The organism is Micromonospora palomenae (assembly GCF_007829925.1).
In the GTDB taxonomy this organism is placed as follows: Bacteria; Actinomycetota; Actinomycetes; order Mycobacteriales; family Micromonosporaceae; genus Micromonospora; species Micromonospora purpureochromogenes.
This window is the reverse complement of the sequence record NZ_VIXA01000005.1, coordinates 61,294-76,669: the sequence shown is the minus strand read 5'-3', so window position 1 is coordinate 76,669 and position 15,376 is coordinate 61,294. Positions and strand designations below refer to the sequence as shown.

Here is a 15,376-nt window from a genome sequence, read left to right as displayed (position 1 = left end):
CCGGACGCGACGACCAATGATCGTGACCGCACCCCGCATGCGGGCCGCCCGCTGGCCCGCCGTCCTCCCCTGGATCGGGCTGGCCGCCCGGCTCGGCCTGGCCACGGTCTGGCTCGTCGCCGGCGCCGCCAAGGTCGGTGACCTCGCCGCCTCCGGGCGTGCGGTCAACGCCTACCAGCTGCTGCCGTACGACGTTGCCACGGTGGTCGGCGCGGCGCTGCCCTTCGTGGAGCTGGCCCTCGGCGCGATCCTGCTGCTCGGACTGGCCACCCGGCTCGCCGCCGGCGTCTCCGCCGCGCTGCTGGTGGTCTTCGTCGCCGGCATCGTCTCGGCCTGGAGCCGCGGCCTGGCCATCGACTGCGGCTGCTTCGGCAGCGGCGGTCAGCTCGCCGCCGGGCAGGCCCCGAGCTACCTCCCGGAGATCCTCCGGGACCTGGGATTCCTGGCGCTGGCCGGGTTCCTGCTGATCTGGCCCCGCACCCCCGTCTCGGTGGACGGCTGGCTGACGGGCGAACCCGCCGTGGAGGACGACGATGAGTAGTCGCAAGGGGCAGCGGGACGCCGCCCGGGTGGTCCGCGAGCAACTGGCCCGGGAGAGCCGGCGCAGGCGCACGCTCTGGGCGTCCGTCGCCGCGGTCGTCGTACTGGTGATCGCCGGCCTGATCGGCTGGAGCGTCTGGTCCAGCCAGCGCGCCGACGAGTTCACCGCGCCGCCCGGCGCCAACGACGCCGGCACCGGCATCGTGATCGGCGGCGGTCCGGTCACCATCGACCTCTACGAGGACTACCTCTGCCCGGCCTGCAAGCAGTTCCAGCAGGTCAGCGGCGCCACCATCGACCAGCTGGTCAAGGACGGCAAGGCCCGGGTGGTCTTCCACCCGGTGGCCTACCTGAACCGCTTCTCCACCACGGAATACTCCACGCGCTCGTCGGCCGCCGCCGGCTGCGCCGCCCAGGGCGGCAAGTTCAAGGAGTTCACCGACGCGCTCTTCGCGCGGCAGCCACCGGAGGGCAGCGCCGGGCTCAGCAACGACGAGCTGATCGACATCGGCGCGGGCGTCGGCCTGAACCGGGACGAGTTCGGCTCCTGCGTGAAGGACGGGACGTACAAGCCGTGGACCGAGAAGGTGACCGAGGACGCCAGCAGGTCCGGCGTCACCGGCACGCCGACCATCAAGGTCAACGGCAGGGAGGTCGCCGACCGCACCCCGGCCGGGATCACCGCGGCCGTGGAGGCGGCCGGCAAGTGATCCTCGCCCTGCTCCGGCGGGCCGGCCTGGTCGCCACGGCCGCGCTGCTCACCCTGCTCGCCCTCGCCACGCCGGCCGCCGCGCACGGCGCGGACGCCCCCGACGGCACCGACTACCGCACCGAGGCGACCGGCCTCACCCCGGCCCGACCAGGCCTGACGGTACGGGCCGTCGAGGCGGGCGCCCGGCTGGAGCTGGTCAACCGCACCGGCCGGGACGTCGAGGTGATCGGCTACTCGGGTGAGCCGTACCTGCGGGTGGGCCCGGCAGGCGCGTACGAGAACAGCCGCTCCCCGGCGACGTACCTGAACCGGACGCTGGCCGGCGACACCACGCTGCCGCCCGAGGCGGACCCGGCCGCGCCGCCACAGTGGCGGCGGATCGCCGACGAGCCGCGGGTGCGCTGGCACGACCAGCGGACCCAGTGGCGGGAGTCCGGGCCGCCGGCCCAGGCCGTCGCCGACCCGAACCGGACCCACCGGGTACGCGACTGGGCCGTGCCGATGCGCGACGGCGCGGAGCAGGTGGAGATCCGGGGCACCCTGGACTGGGTGCCGCCGCCGGACCCGTACCCCTGGTGGGTGGCCGCCACGCTCGGCTTCCTGGCCGTCGCGGCGGCGGGGCTGCTGCCGGCCGGCTCGGTCGCCGGGGAGCGCGCGCTGCGCGCGGTCGGGGCGCTGCTGGCGCTCGGCGGCGCGGCGGCGGTGGTCCTGGTGGTGGGGCGGGAGCTGGACGCCGGCGCGGCGGGCGTCGGCGGGGTGCTGGCGGGGCTGCTCAGCGGGCAGATCTGGCCGCTGCTCACCGGGCTCGGGGCGATCGCCGCGGGCGGCTACGCGCTGGCCCGCCGGCCGGCCGCGGCCGACTTCGCGCTGGCGCTCTCCGGCGCCTGCCTGGCGCTCTTCGCCGGCGTCGCCAACCTCGGCGTCCTCTCCCGCGCCGTCGCCCCCGTCCCCTGGCCGGGGCAGTACGCCCGGCTGCTGCTCCTGGCGGTCCTGGTCGGCGGGGCCGGCGCGGTCGGCGCGGGGATCCTCCGCCTGCACGCCGCCTCCCGCACCGCCCCGACGGCGACGACCCACACCGAAGTGTCCGCCTGAACCGCCCGCGTCCTTCCGGTCCCCGGCCTCGCCCGGTCCGGTCCGCCGGTCGGAATCACGGCGGGGGCGTCAGGGGCGGGGCAGGGAGTGCGGGGTGAAGCCGTAGGGCAGTTCGAGGCGGTGCCGGGCCAGGAGGTCGGCGTCGCCGAGGATCTCCCGGGTGGCGGCGTCGGCGACGATGCGGCCGGCGTCCAGGATGACCGCGCGCTCGCAGAGCTCCGCCGCGTACGGCAGGTCGTGGGTCACCATCAGCAGGGTCACCGGCAGGCCGCGCAGGATCTCCGCCAGTTCCCGCCGGGCGGCCGGGTCGAGGTTGGACGAGGGCTCGTCGAGCACCAGGATCTCCGGGCGCATGGCGAGCACGGTGGCCACCGCCACCCGACGCCGCTGGCCGAAGGAGAGGTGGTGCGGGGCCCGGTCGCGGTGCTCGCTCATCTTCACCGCGGCCAGCGCCTCGTCGACCCGCTCGGCCAGCTCCGCCCCGCGCAGCCCCAGGTTCGCCGGGCCGAACGCCACGTCCTCGGCCACCGTGGGCAGGAAGAGCTGGTCGTCCGGGTCCTGGAAGACGATGCCCACCCGGCGCCGGACCTCGGCCAGCTCAGCCCGGTCCCGGCTGACCGTGAGCCCGCCGACGCTGACCGTCCCCTCGGTCGGGGTGAGGATGCCGTTGAGGTGCAGCACCAGGGTGGTCTTGCCGGCGCCGTTCGGGCCGAGCAGCGCCACCCGCTCGCCGCGCGGCACCGTCAGGTCCACCCCGTTCAGGGCGAGGTGACCGTCCGGGTACGCGTACCGGACGCCGCGGACGTCGAGGGAGACAGCGGTCTGCACGTACCCGATCATGTCAGGACGACGGCGGTGGCGGCGATGAAGACGGCCGCCAGCGGCACGGTCGCCGCCGCCAGCCACTGCCCGGCGCTCGCCGCGCCCGCGCCCTGCCAGACCGCCGGCATCCGCCCGGAATATCCCCGCGACAGCATCGCCAGGTAGACCCGCTCGCCGCGCTCGAAGGCGCGCAGGAACAGCGCCCCCACGCCGGCAGCGAAGCCGCGCAGCTGCCACAGGAAGCGCGGGTCGTCACCCCGGGACACCCGGGCCACCCGCATCCGGCGGGCCTCACCGACCAGCACGTCCAGGTAGCGCAGCATGAACGTGGCGATCTGGGTGAGGATCTCCGGGCAGCGCAGCCGGTCCAGGCCGAGGATCAGGTCACGGGTCGTCGTGGTCCCGGCCAGCAGGAGCGACGCGAGTACGCCCAGGGTGCCCTTGGCGAGGATGTTCCAGCCGCCGTAGAGGCCGTCGACGGAGAGGCTGAGCCCGACGAGCTGCACCCGCTCCCCCGCGCCCAGGAACGGCAGCGCGAACGCGAACAGCACGAACGGCAGCTCGATCGTGGCGCGCAGCAGCAGCCAGCGCAGCCCGACCCGGGCCAGCACGGCGACCCCGGTGACCAGCAGGGCGTACCCGCCGAAGGCCCAGAACGCCTCGCGCGGGGTGGCCACCACGGCGAGCGTGAAGAGCACCATCGCCGCGATCTTGACCTCGGGGGCCAGCCGGTGCACCGGCGAGGTCGCGTCCCGGTAGAGCACGTGCGCGTGTCCCGCGCCCATCCGCGTACCCCTGCTCAGCCGGCGGTGCCGGCCGGCTGCCGGTCCTCGCGCGGGGCGTCGCCGGCGTCGTCGGGGCGGGCCGGGCCGCGCCGGCGCAGCAGCCAGAAGACGCCACCGCCGACGGCGAAGGTCAGCAGCACGCCGAGCACCCCGGACAGGCCGGTGGAGAGGAAGCCGTTGTCCACTCCCCGGATGCCGTAGTCGGCCAGCGGGCTGTCGGCCAGCTCGTGGTCCTTCGCCTGCTGGGCCGGGCAGGAGCCACCGGTGATCTCGCCGTCGGCGTCGACCGTGCAGCCCTTGAGCAGGGACGAGTCCAGCCCGTCCGGGTGCGACGAGGCGTAGTTGCTGACCACACCGGCGAGCAGCAGCGCCACCAGCAGGCCGACGGCCACGAAACCCCAGGAACGCTTCCTCACCGGACACCTCCGACGGCCGGGACGGGCGCCGGCGTCGCCGGCTTCAGGGCGCGCAGCGCGTACACCAGATCGGGCCGGACCTTGGCGACGGTGACCACGGTGGTCGCGGTGATCAGGCCCTCGCCGATGCCGATCAGCAGGTGGACCCCGGCCATCGTGCCGGCCAGGCCGGTGATGTTGCCGCCCAGGTCGGTGGTGCCACCCAGCCAGTACTGGAAGACGAAGCCCTGGGCCGCCACCACCACGCTGAGCAGCGCGGAGACGAACGCGGTCACGCCCAGCCCGGCCGGCGTGCGGGGCAGCACCCGCAGCAGCCCGGCGATCAGCAGGTACGCCGCGGCGGTGCCGAGGATCGCCATGTTGGTGATGTTCAGGCCGAGCATCGCGACGCCGCCGTCACCGAAGACCAGTGCCTGCACGACCAGCACCACCGCCACGCAGAGCGCGCCCACCCAGGGGCCGACCAGCAGCGCGGCGAGCGCGCCACCGAGCAGGTGGCCGCTCACCCCGGCGGTGAAGATCGGGAAGTTGAGCATCTGCACGGCGAAGATGAAGGCGGCGACCAGGCCGGCCATCGGGGCCAGCCGATCGTCCAGGTCGCGCCGGCCGCGCAGCACGCAGAAGGTCAGTGCGGCGAGCGCGACGGCCGCGAAGATCCCCGCCACGGGACCGTTGATGATCCCGTTCGAGATGTGCATCGCCAGGGTGTCCACACCGCGCAGCCTATTTGGCAGACCATGTTGTTGCCAAGACTTGGCAACAAGCCATGGTCTTGATCACCACCCGGCCCGGCGCGCGTCGCCCGACGCCGTCCCGGACGGCGGTAAGGTCGCTGCCATGACCGCGCCCGACCGCCTCAACCCCGGCGACCCCGCCCCCGACTTCACCCTGCCGACCGACACCGGCGAGACGCTCTCCCTGGCCGACCTGTGCGGCCGCCGGGTCATCCTGTACGCCTACCCGGCCGCGATGACCCCCGGCTGCACCAAGCAGGCCTGCGACTTCCGCGACTCGCTCGCCTCGCTCCAGGCCGCCGGCTACGAGGTCGTCGGCATCTCCCCCGACAAGCCGGAGAAGCTGGCGAAGTTCCGCGAGCGCGACGCCATCACCTTCCCGCTGGTCGCCGACGCCGACAAGGCGGTGCTCACCGCGTACGGCGCGTACGGCGAGAAGCAGATGTACGGCCGGACGGTGACCGGGGTGATCCGCTCCACGTTCGTCATCGACCCGGACGGGAAGATCGAGCGGGCCCTCTACAACGTCAAGGCCACCGGGCACGTGGCGAAGCTGCGGCGGGACCTCGGCCTCGACTGAGGCTGTCACACCCGGCCGGTACGGTCCGTACGTGGTCCGATACCGGTACACGCCCGAGGCGCTCGCCGAGGCGGCCGCCGCCGCACATTCCATCGCCGGGGTGATGCGGCTGCTCGGCGTCCGCATCAGCGGTGGGTCTCACGCGCACATCAGCCGGCAGTTGAAGCGGTTCGGCATCGACACGTCGCACTTCACCGGCAACGCACCCAACAAGGGCCGCCGGGGCGAACGGCGGACCACTTCCTCGCAACTGCTGGTGCGCTTGCCGCAGGGTGCCCGCCGCACACCGGGCAGCCGGTTGAAGTGGGCACTACGGGACATCGGCGTCCCCGAGGAGTGCGAGGAGTGCGCCATCGGGCCGACGTGGCGGGGTCGCCCGCTGATCCTGCACGTCGATCACATCGACGGTGACTTCCTCGACAACCGCCCGCCGAACCTGCGGCTGCTCTGCCCGAACTGCCACAGTCAGACAGCCACCTACGCCGGCCGCAATCGAGGTCCCGCAACGCCGCCCACTGAAGTTCCGTGGACGCCACCCCGGCTGCCGGCACCACTCGCGCCGGACGCCGTGGCGGAGCTGATCAGACAGGTGGAAGCCGGCGTCCTCCGCCCGGTCGACGCGGCGAGAAGCATCGGCTGTCACCGCAACCACCTCCCGCGTCTTCGCCGACGACTCGCCACCACCGGCACGGTTACTCCCGCACCCCGACGGCCTTCCGGACCAGCACCACGGCCCACTCACCACGAGACGGTCGTGCGGTACGCCCTGGCGAACCCCGCACTCGGCCCGCGAAAGCTGGCCGATCTCATCCGGGAGTCGTCCGGCGGCGAATGCGTGGTCAGCCACGGCACGGTGTCGAACATCCTCCGGCGAGCGGGACTGCACACCGTTTCGGCGCGACGCTCTAGACTCAGCGGGTCGGCGGGAGTGGCGTAACGGCAGCCGCGCGGGCCTTAGGAGCCCGTGTCCGAGAGGACGTGGGGGTTCGAATCCCCTCTCCCGCACCAGGCGGCACTGTCAGGCGCGTCACCATCGCGGGCTCACGCCGCGCCTGTTCGTCAGGATTGCCGGCGTGAGTCTGCGCTTCGTCCTCGACCCCGATCTCACCCCTGACCTGCGCGAGGGGATCGTCGACCTCTGGGTCGACGTCACCAACGCCGGCGGCGCGGTCGGCTTCGTCGCCCCGGTCGGCGCCGCCGAGGTCCGTCCGGTCGCCGAGCGGACCCTCGCCGACATCACTGACGGGCCGGACCGGCTGCTCGTCGGGTACGAGGGCGACTGCCTCGTCGCCGTGCTGATCTTCGCGGACAACCGGTTCCGCCTGAAGACGCACTGGGGCATCCTCAAGCGGGTGATGGTCCACCCGGACACCCAGGGCCGGGGCTACGGCCTCGACCTGATGCGGGAGGCGGCGCGCCGCGCCCCGGAGCTGGGCTGGCGGGCGCTGCACGTGACGGTGCGGGGCGGGCTCGGCCTGGAGAGGTTCTACGCCCGGCTCGGCTACCGGGAGATCGGGCGGCTGCCGGGCGCGCTGCGGGTGGCGCCCGGCGACGACCGCGACGAGATCCTCATGTGGCGGGACCTGGACGAGCCGGCGGGCTGACGGTCAGCCACCGCAACCGGCCGCCCGGTTGGGCTCCGCCGGCGTCACCGCCGCGTCGAGCACGGCCCGCGGGGAGGCGGCCGCCGCGAGGCCGGGCGACGCCGACACCGACGCTGAGGTCGACCGGCTGGGGCGCGCCGACGGCGTCCGTACCGGCGTGGTGGCCCTGGCGGGGGCGGCACCGCCGTACATCCTGACCGTGCTGCGCTGCACCTGGCCCGGCGCCATCCGGATGCCGGTGGCGCTGGCGCGGTGGCCGTACACGTCGGTCACCCGGATGGCGTACGGCCCGGGGCCCGCGCCGGATTCGATCAGCCAGTAGTTGTAGTCCTGCCGCGCGGCACCGCGCCAGGCGCCGGAGCTGCCCTGCCGCACCCCGACCGAGCGCAGCGGGTTGCCGTGCTGGCCGACGAGCACGGCGAACCACCACTGCGAGGCGCCCTCCTTGATCCGGAAGGTCAGCGGGCCGGGTAGCGGCGGGTCGACCACCGCGCGGTAGCTGATCCCGACGACGCCCTGCACCGGGTCGGCGATCTCGGCGAACGCCTCCCGGGACAGGTCGAGGTGACCGGGTTCGCACTCCGGGCACTGGTCCATGACCAGCACCCGGACGGTCCCGCGCGGCCCGGTGACGTCGAGGAAGCCGCCGCAGGCGGCGCCGGCCGCGTACTCGGACGGGCCGAGGGCGACGTAGCGGCGGTTGGCCGGCGCGGACGGGTAGGAGCAGTTGCCGCCCGCGCCCTTCGAGTCGTAGAAGGTGGCCTTTCCCTTGTGGACGGTGGTGCCGGCGGGCGGCGCGGCGAGCGCCCGGGGCGCGGCGCAGGCGGGTGCGGCGCCGGAGCGCAGGGCGAGGCTGAGCCCCAGCACGGTGGCGAGCGCCGCGACGCCGCCGGCGACCAGCCAGCGGGTACGGGCGGAGCGGAGGGCCCGGCGGCGGCCCGCCGTGGGACGGGGGGCGGGGTCGCCGGGAGCGCTGCCGTCGGTCACGCCGGTCGATGTTGCCGGACCGGTACGCGGGCGACAAGCCGGCTAAGCGAAAGCTAAGCCGGCGGCCTCAACGCCCGGAGCGTCCTCACCAAGCCGCGCCGATGCCGTCGCCGGGGTACCAGTGGTCGCGCGGGGTCTCCCGGTAGGCGAGGAAGCGCCGGCCGGTGCGTTCGGCGTGGGCGGCGAGCACGTCGGTGTGGGTGACGTTGTCGGTGAGCAGCAACGCGCCGGGGGCGAGCTTCGGCTCGACCGCCTCGAATTCGCGCTTCTCGTGGGCCCGGCTGTGGTCGCTGTCGTGCAGGAACAGGTCGACGGGCCGGTCCAGCGCGGCGATGGAGGCGATGGAGTCCCCGATGACCAGGTCGACCACATCGGACCAGGGTGCGGTACGGGCGAGGTAGCCGGCCTCCGGGTTGATGTCCAGCGAGGTGAGCCGCCCGGGGTGCCCGTCGGCGGCGTTGCGCAGCAGCGCGGCGGCGAGCACGCAGCTGCCCAGCCCCTTGTCGACACCGGTTTCGACGACGTGGCTGGGCCGGGTGGCGCGGACGATGGCGTACCAGCCGACGCGCCGGGCGTACCGGACCTGCTTGTCGGCCAGGCCGCGGCGGGCGGCGCCGGCGGTGGCCCGCTCGATGTGGCCGCGCAGCGTGTCGTCGGACTCGATCTCCTCGACGTACGCGCGGACCTGCTTGACGGGGGTGTCGCAGACGACGCTGACGAACCAGGTCAGGTGCTGGCGGCTCAGCTTGGTCAGCTCGTAGGTGTAGTTGTGGTGTTCACGGGAGGTGAACAACCAGCGGGCGGAGGTACGGATGACCCTGGCGTCGTGCCGGGCGACGCGGCCGAGCCGCTTCGGGAAGGCGGCGACCGGCGCGAGGCGGGTGCGGGCGATGGCCCGGCGAAGCGTCGTTGCGTCCACGTCGAGGTTGTACCAGGTGAAGGTGAAGAGTGGCGAAGAAAGTTTTGGATTCACCGACCGGCTGACGGGGGCTGACCGTCCGGACGAGGGTCCCCGGAGGCAAACGTGAGTCAGTAGCATCGCGGCCATGTCAGATCGCCAGCAGCTCGCCGACTCCGAACCGCGCTTTTTCGCGTCCGAAGAGGATGTCGACGCTACGGGCCAGCCGTCCGCTCCGACTCCGCGTCGCCGTCGCGGCCGGCGTATCGCCCTGATTGTGCTGCTGGTGCTGGCGCTGCTGGCCGGCGGCGGTCTCCTCGCGGGTGGGTTGTACTACCGCTCGATCAACTCTTCCATCGAGCGGGTCGACGCGTTCCAGGACGTGCCCCAGGCGTCCCGGCCCCAGCCCGTGGCAGAGGCTGAGGGCGCCATGAACATCATGATTCTGGGCAGCGACTCCCGCGACCACGAGAACAGTTCGGGTTCTCGGAGTGACACCATCATCCTGGCCCACCTGACCAAGGACCGGTCGAGCGCCCAGCTCATCTCGATTCCTCGGGACACCTGGGTGCACGTACCGAGGTCGAAGAGCGGACGCGGTGGCAGGGACGCCAAGATCAATGCAGCCTACGCGTGGGGTGGCGTCCCGCTGATGGTTCAGACGGTGGAAGAGTTCACGAAGGTCCGGATCGACCACGTGACAATGGTCGACTTCGCCGGCTTCAAGGAGATCGTCGACGCGCTGGGTGGCGTCGAGGTCGATGTGGAGAAGAGCTTCACCACGAAGTACTCGCTCGATCCGAGCGGTAGCCGGACCTTCGTCGGGGGTCGGCAGACCTTGGACGGGGCGGCCGCGCTGGACTACGCGCGCGAGCGGCACGCCTTCGCCGACGGCGACTTCGCTCGGATCCGACACCAGCAACAGGTAATCAAGGCGATCCTGGACAAGGCGGCCTCCGGCGGTGTGCTGGCCAGCCCCGGCAAGCTGAACTCGTTCGTCAAGGCCACTGCGGACGCGGTGGCGGTGGACGAGTCGCTGTCCCTGGTGGACCTGGCGATGAAGCTTCGTCACCTGCGAAGCGGCAACCTCAAGTTCTTCACCTGCCCGAGCAAGGGTACGGGCCGGGTCGGCACCGAAAGCGTCGTTTTCGCGGACACGGCGAAGGCCAAGACCCTTTTCGACGCGGTCCGCCGCGACTCGGTGTCCGAGATCGTGGCTGCCGGATCGTAGGACGTCGAATCACCTCGCCGGGTCTGGTGGCGCAACGGGCTCGCTCGTATCCTTCGATCGCCCTTGGCGCTTTCACATCTTGCCGGGGGTTCACGGGGAGGAACGACCATGGCACGCCCACCGGGGACAGGCCACGATGCTGCGACCGCAACGCACCTCGGTGGACCGCAGCAGCAGTCGGCACCGCGAGGTGACTCGGCCCGCGGCGAGGAAACTCCTGCGGAAGTCCCTTCCGTCCGAGTGGCGGGCGAACCGCCCGCCACGACGCAGACGCGCGCCGGCCTCGACACGACCAAGGTGCTGCCGTACGCCGGCTCCCGGGCCTCGAAGCGCACCCGCCGGCTCCGGGCCTGGATGATGACGGTCCCCATCGACGTCGTCGCGCTGCTCACCCCGCTGCTGGTGACCCAGAACTACTGGCGCGCGACCCTGGTCAACGCCGGCCTCACGGTGGCCTTGTTCGCGGCCGGCGGGCTCTATCGGCCCCGCCGGCACGTCAGCTTCCTGGACGAACTGCCCAGCCTCGGTGGCCGGCTGCTGGCATCCGGCGCCGTAGTGGCCATCATCGCGGCCGAGCGTCACGACTCGGTGCCGTACGTGAGCGGTTTCATGCATGGCATGGCGCTCTCCGCCGGTCTGGTGATCGTCGGCCGTGCGTTCAGCCGGAACTTCCTGATCCTCGCGCGCAAGCGTCGGTGGGTGGAGCACAACGCCATCGTCATCGGCAGCGGTCCGATCGGCGTCGAACTCGCCCGGCTGCTCCGGCGCTACCCGCAGTACGGACTGCGGTTCGTCGGCTGTGTCGACGCCTCGTCGCGGGAGGGCGTCGGATCGCTTCCACTGATCGGCACCCTCGACGAACTCGAACAACTCACCAGGCTGCTGGACTGCGAGGTCCTGGTCGTCGCCGACCCGGACTGCCCGGAGTCCACCCTGATGGAGATCCTGCTCCGGCCCGCCAGCTCGCGCTGCGACCTCTGGGTCGCGCAGCGCCTCTGGGGTTCCCGGTCACAAGGCGGATACCCCGACCACGTCGGAGCCATCCCCATCGTCAAGATCGGTGACACCACGCTCGCCGGTCCACGGTGGACCGCGAAGCGTGCCTCCGACGTGGTCTTCGCGACGGTGGCGATGATCACACTGAGTCCGGTGCTCCTGCTCTGCGCGATCGCGACGTTCCTCGACGGTGGCCGCGGCATCTTCTTCCGTCAGGAACGGATCGGCCGGTACGGCAAGCCGTTCAAGGTCATCAAGTTCCGCTCGATGCGCCCGGTCGACGAGCACGAGTCGCAGACGAACTGGTCCATCGGGCACGACCAGCGGGTCGGGCCGATCGGGCGGTTCATGCGCCGTACGTCGCTGGACGAGCTGCCTCAGCTCTGGAACATTCTGCGCGGCGAGATGAGCGTGGTGGGGCCGCGGCCGGAACGGCCGTATTTCGTCGAGAAGTTCTCGGTCGAGTATCCGAACTACGCGATGCGCCACCGGGTCCCCGTCGGACTCACCGGACTCGCGCAGGTCAGTGGCCTCCGAGGCGACACGCCGATCTCCGACCGGGCGAGGTTCGACAACTACTACGTCGAGCACTGGTCGCTCTGGCTCGACATCAAGATCGTGCTGCGCACCGTTGCGCAGGTGCTCCGCGGTGGTGGGCGTTGACCGGCCTCGGCTGCCGAGGGCGATTGCGGGTGAAGCATCGTTCGGGTAAAAAGTGCCAGCACCATGGAACTGGTCGTACCCGTCCCCGTGCGGCACCGTTTGGGGGAGACGAGTGACAGGCGTTCCGCTGGTCGACGCCGCTCAGTCGTCGCCGGACCTCGACCCGGACCCTCCCCGCCGGCCCCGGGTGCCACAGCTGCTCCGGCGGCTCGCCGCACCCGAACACCTCTACCTCGCCGCCCTCGGCCTGACCGGCCTGGCCGCGGTCACGTCGGTGACACTGCCCGCAGCGGAGCGCGGCGAGCTCGCCGCGAACATGGTGAGCGCGACGCTGGGCGCCGCCATCGGCGGACTGTCGCTGGACACGTTCCTGTTGTCCCGCCCGGCCGGGTGGGTCTTCTCCCGGGGTCGGACGTGGGTCCTCGCGATCCTCGGGATCTCGGTGCTGCTCTCCGGGGTCGCCGCCGCACTGCTCACGACGGTGGCCGGAGTCGGCAGTTACCTCGTCGGCGTGGGATCCGCCGCAGGCCTGACCGTCTTCAACACGGTGTCGTCGATCGCGCTGCGGCAGAAGAGCTTCCGACTCGTCTACGCGATCCGGGCCGCGAGCGGGGCGGTCCTGGTCGGCGGTTACGCCGCCCTCTATGCCGCCGGTCGGCTCGACGGCGGCCTGTGGAGCCTGGCCTGGCTCGGCGTTCAGTGGCTCAGCGCGCTGGTCGTGTGCGGCCTGGTGCTGGGAATGGTCCGGCGGTTCGGGTCAGCCCCGGCAGCCACGGCCACGGGATCGGACTACCGGGCCGACGCGCTCGCGGTGGGAAACCTGCATGTCGGAATCTTCGCGCAGATGATGACGCTGCGGTTCAACCAGATCCTGGTGGCCAGGTTCGTCGGCGCCGGTGCGCTCGGCGTCTACGCCCTGGCCGTCGCGGCGTTGGAGTTCGCACAGGCCGGTGCCGTGGTGCGCGCGCAGCGGATTCTCGCCGACCGGAACGGCGCGGACGGGCCGGACCCGACCAAAGCCGTGGTCAAGGCCGCCCTACCGGTGGCCCTGGCCGCCGTCGTCGGACTCGCCGTGCTGGGCTTCCTGCAGCCGGAGTACCGGCACGCGTGGATTCTCGGTCTCCTTCTCCTGCCCGGTTCACTGGCCACGGCGGCCGGCAAGAGCTGGAGTGCCCTGCTGTTGAAGAGACGGGGCGAGAAGGCGACCACCGTCGTCGCCCTGGTCACGGTCGCGGTGGCGATTCCCGCGTATTTCGGGATCATTCCCTGGGCCGGAGTGGTCGGTGCCGCGATCGCCTCCTCGCTCGCCTACGCCGTACACGCTTTCGCGTCGAGAGCGAGCCTGCGCCGGGCGCAGCCGCCGAACCATGGGACGGTGTGAGATGGATGTCTCGATTGTGGTCCTCGCCTGGGAGGACTTCGAGCGCACCCGAGCGTGCGTCCGGTCGCTGCCGAGTGAGGCGGAGATCGTCGTTGTGGACAACGGCAGCTCCGCGGAGATCCGGCAGGCGCTGAGCGGGTTCTGCGCCCAGCAGGGCGTCAGGTACGTCCAATCCGGCTCGAATCTGGGGTACGCCAGGGGAATGAACCTCGGCGTGCGCCACACGAGCAGGGCGAACGTCATCCTCTCCAACAACGACATCATCGTGCACGCTGATGCCGTGGCCCGTCTGGTGGCCACCCTCGCCGATCCCACGGTGGGCGCGGCCTTCCCCGCGGTGGTGACACCGGAAGGCGTGCCGCAGACGGAGGGCGGGCGGTTCCTAACCATGCGGGTCGGGCTCGCCCACGCCACCGGGCTGAGCCTCGTGGCGCCGCGCCTGCGGATCGTCGCGCCGCCGGAAGAGGCGGACTGGCTGACCGGGCCCTTCGTCGCCCTGCGCCGGAGCACCTTCGACACCATCGGCGGGGTCGACGAGACGTCCTTCTTCTATTCGGAGGACATGCGGCTGTGCTGGGCCGTGCGCCAGCAGGGCATGCGGCTGGCGTACGTGCGGGACGCCGTGATCACGCACGAGGACGACGCGACGGCCAAGCGCCGCTGGTCCGAGGAGGAAATCTCCCAACGGCGTACCCGGGAGTTCATCCGGGCGAGCCGGGACATGGGGGGCAGGCGCGGCCACGTCGCCGCGACGGCGTACGTCTGCGGGACGGTGCTGCGGGCGGCCGTGGGCGGCAACCCGGTTCGCCGCGCCATCGCGCGCGGCGCCGTCGAGGGGCTGCGTGCCTCGTGAAGGTGCTGTTCGTCTGCACCACCGGTGGCTCCGGACGTCGGCAACTCGGTGGCGCCGAACGGATCCTGACGGAAATCATCCCCGCCCACGCCAGGACGGGCGTCGAGGTGGTCGCCGCCACGTCGGACGACGAGGTGGGCCGGGCGTTGCGCGAGGCGGAAGTGCCCTGGATCGGACTCAGCGCGGCCAGCCGGATGGACCTGGCCTATGCCCGGGAGATCCGTCGTCTCGTCCGCGAGGTACGGCCGGATGTGGTCTGCGCCCACCTGCTGTCGGCGGCTATGCACTCGCGGGCCGCGCTGAGCACGGAGCGTCCGCGAACACCCCTCGTGGTCACCCTGCACAACAGCCTCTGGCAGTACCGGGACACCGCCGAATCACTTCAGCGGAAGGCCGCCGTCCAGTCCAACATCACACTGGATCTGGCCATGCGCCGCCTACGGCCGCATGCGACCGTCGCGGTGTCCGAGTTCGAGGCCGCCGAGCTGCGCGACCGTGGCCGGGTCAGGGACGTCCACCTGATCCCGAACCCACTGCCGGCCACCTGGCCCGGTCCGAAACCGGCCGGCACGCTGAGACCCGACCGGCGGCCGGTCGTCGGCTATCTCGGCCGGTTGGAGAAGGAAAAAGGGGCTGACCTGCTCCCCGAGGTCGCCTCGTGCCTGCCGGACGCGGACTTCAAGGTGGCCGGCGCCGGCTCGCTGCCGATCGCGGCCCGGCCGAACCTCGAACTCGTCGGGCGGGTCACCGCGGCGGAGTTCCTGCGGCAGATCGACTGCCTGCTGGTGCCGTCCCGGGTCGAGTCGTTCGGGCTCAGCGCGCTCGAAGCGTTGTCCCTGGGCGTTCCCGTGGTGCACACCGGGGCCGGCGGCCTGGCCGAGGTCACCCGGCACGCCACCGACACCCTGGCGATCCGGGCGGACCTCACACCCACCGCGCTGGCCGGGGCCGTCCGCGAGGCGCTCGGCCGCGCCGGGTCCTCGGACGATCGACAACGGGTGGCGGAGTGGTACGCCGAGGAATACGCCTTCGACCGGTGCGTGACGCGCTGGCAGAGCCTGTACCGGTCGCTGCTGTGAGCA

Annotated in this window: 17 protein-coding genes and 1 tRNA gene; 12 read left to right on the top strand and 6 right to left on the bottom strand. The window is 72.3% G+C overall.

Features of this window, described 5'->3' with window-relative positions; all coding sequences use genetic code 11:
• Nucleotides 1-16: 16 nt before the first annotated feature.
• Genes FHX75_RS27300 through FHX75_RS27290 form a run of 3 tightly spaced genes read left to right on the top strand, consistent with a single transcriptional unit; the run spans nucleotide 17 to nucleotide 2,344 of the window.
• Nucleotides 17-541 carry a MauE/DoxX family redox-associated membrane protein gene (locus tag FHX75_RS27300; protein WP_154943232.1) on the top strand — a complete coding sequence of 175 codons (525 nt, stop codon included), beginning with the start codon at nucleotides 17-19 and terminating at the stop codon, nucleotides 539-541.
• On the top strand, nucleotides 534-1,250 hold the full coding sequence (locus tag FHX75_RS27295) for a DsbA family protein (RefSeq protein WP_154943231.1): 717 nt from the start codon (nucleotides 534-536) through the stop codon (nucleotides 1,248-1,250). Before FHX75_RS27300 ends, FHX75_RS27295 begins: the two co-directional genes overlap by 8 nt.
• Entirely contained in the window at nucleotides 1,247-2,344 is a 1,098-nt protein-coding gene (locus tag FHX75_RS27290; protein WP_246158732.1) for a hypothetical protein, read from the top strand. Before FHX75_RS27295 ends, FHX75_RS27290 begins: the two co-directional genes overlap by 4 nt.
• Nucleotides 2,345-2,413: 69 nt before the next feature.
• Here FHX75_RS27290 and FHX75_RS27285 read toward each other — a convergent pair whose 3' ends face one another.
• The 4 genes from FHX75_RS27285 to FHX75_RS27270 are packed head-to-tail and all read right to left on the bottom strand — an operon-like array spanning nucleotide 2,414 to nucleotide 5,080.
• Nucleotides 2,414-3,184: an energy-coupling factor ABC transporter ATP-binding protein gene (locus FHX75_RS27285; protein WP_154943230.1), complete on the bottom strand. Its 771-nt coding sequence runs from the start codon at nucleotides 3,182-3,184 to the stop codon at nucleotides 2,414-2,416.
• Nucleotides 3,181-3,951: a cobalt ECF transporter T component CbiQ gene (cbiQ, locus tag FHX75_RS27280; RefSeq protein WP_154943229.1), complete on the bottom strand. Its 771-nt coding sequence runs from the start codon at nucleotides 3,949-3,951 to the stop codon at nucleotides 3,181-3,183. Before cbiQ ends, FHX75_RS27285 begins: the two co-directional genes overlap by 4 nt.
• Before the next feature lie 14 nt (nucleotides 3,952-3,965).
• Nucleotides 3,966-4,367, bottom strand: a complete 402-nt coding sequence (locus tag FHX75_RS27275) for a PDGLE domain-containing protein (RefSeq protein WP_154943228.1) — start codon at nucleotides 4,365-4,367, stop codon at nucleotides 3,966-3,968.
• Nucleotides 4,364-5,080: an energy-coupling factor ABC transporter permease gene (locus tag FHX75_RS27270; protein ID WP_154943227.1), complete on the bottom strand. Its 717-nt coding sequence runs from the start codon at nucleotides 5,078-5,080 to the stop codon at nucleotides 4,364-4,366. Before FHX75_RS27270 ends, FHX75_RS27275 begins: the two co-directional genes overlap by 4 nt.
• Nucleotides 5,081-5,204: 124 nt before the next feature.
• Here FHX75_RS27270 and bcp point away from each other — a divergent pair, with 124 nt between their 5' ends.
• From bcp to FHX75_RS27250, 4 genes are all read left to right on the top strand, one after another.
• Complete coding sequence (gene bcp / locus FHX75_RS27265; protein ID WP_154943226.1) at nucleotides 5,205-5,681, top strand: thioredoxin-dependent thiol peroxidase; 477 nt, start codon at nucleotides 5,205-5,207, stop codon at nucleotides 5,679-5,681.
• Between the two features lie 31 nt (nucleotides 5,682-5,712).
• The gene (locus tag FHX75_RS27260; RefSeq protein ID WP_211364614.1) at nucleotides 5,713-6,618 is read left to right on the top strand and encodes an HNH endonuclease signature motif containing protein; all 906 of its coding nucleotides are present in this window, start codon (nucleotides 5,713-5,715) and stop codon (nucleotides 6,616-6,618) included.
• Nucleotides 6,604-6,689: transfer RNA gene (locus tag FHX75_RS27255), tRNA-Leu, on the top strand. The genes FHX75_RS27260 and FHX75_RS27255 overlap by 15 nt, the downstream gene beginning before the upstream one ends.
• 65 nt (nucleotides 6,690-6,754) lie before the next feature.
• A complete protein-coding gene (locus FHX75_RS27250) occupies nucleotides 6,755-7,285 on the top strand; it encodes a GNAT family N-acetyltransferase (RefSeq protein ID WP_154943225.1) in 531 nt (176 codons plus the stop codon).
• 3 nt (nucleotides 7,286-7,288) lie between these two features.
• On the opposite strand, the gene FHX75_RS27245 is transcribed toward FHX75_RS27250, so the two are convergent.
• Both FHX75_RS27245 and FHX75_RS27240 read right to left on the bottom strand, forming a co-directional pair.
• Complete coding sequence (locus tag FHX75_RS27245) at nucleotides 7,289-8,272, bottom strand: expansin EXLX1 family cellulose-binding protein (RefSeq protein WP_154943224.1); 984 nt, start codon at nucleotides 8,270-8,272, stop codon at nucleotides 7,289-7,291.
• A gap of 85 nt (nucleotides 8,273-8,357) precedes the next feature.
• The gene (locus FHX75_RS27240; protein WP_154943223.1) at nucleotides 8,358-9,191 is read right to left on the bottom strand and encodes a class I SAM-dependent methyltransferase; all 834 of its coding nucleotides are present in this window, start codon (nucleotides 9,189-9,191) and stop codon (nucleotides 8,358-8,360) included.
• 127 nt (nucleotides 9,192-9,318) lie between these two features.
• Between FHX75_RS27240 and FHX75_RS27235 the strand changes: the two genes are divergently transcribed.
• The 5 genes from FHX75_RS27235 (at nucleotide 9,319) to FHX75_RS27215 (ending at nucleotide 15,373) form a co-directional block, all read left to right on the top strand.
• The gene (locus FHX75_RS27235; RefSeq protein ID WP_154943222.1) at nucleotides 9,319-10,401 is read left to right on the top strand and encodes an LCP family protein; all 1,083 of its coding nucleotides are present in this window, start codon (nucleotides 9,319-9,321) and stop codon (nucleotides 10,399-10,401) included.
• Between the two features lie 354 nt (nucleotides 10,402-10,755).
• The gene (locus FHX75_RS27230; RefSeq protein ID WP_211364629.1) at nucleotides 10,756-12,060 is read left to right on the top strand and encodes a sugar transferase; all 1,305 of its coding nucleotides are present in this window, start codon (nucleotides 10,756-10,758) and stop codon (nucleotides 12,058-12,060) included.
• 112 nt (nucleotides 12,061-12,172) lie between these two features.
• Nucleotides 12,173-13,441 carry a hypothetical protein gene (locus tag FHX75_RS27225; RefSeq protein WP_246158727.1) on the top strand — a complete coding sequence of 423 codons (1,269 nt, stop codon included), beginning with the start codon at nucleotides 12,173-12,175 and terminating at the stop codon, nucleotides 13,439-13,441.
• Between the two features lies 1 nt (nucleotide 13,442).
• Entirely contained in the window at nucleotides 13,443-14,294 is an 852-nt protein-coding gene (locus FHX75_RS27220) for a glycosyltransferase (protein WP_154943220.1), read from the top strand.
• Nucleotides 14,291-15,373, top strand: coding sequence for a glycosyltransferase family 4 protein (locus tag FHX75_RS27215; RefSeq protein ID WP_154943219.1), 1,083 nt, complete (start codon nucleotides 14,291-14,293; stop codon nucleotides 15,371-15,373). Before FHX75_RS27220 ends, FHX75_RS27215 begins: the two co-directional genes overlap by 4 nt.
• Nucleotides 15,374-15,376: the final 3 nt, after the last annotated feature.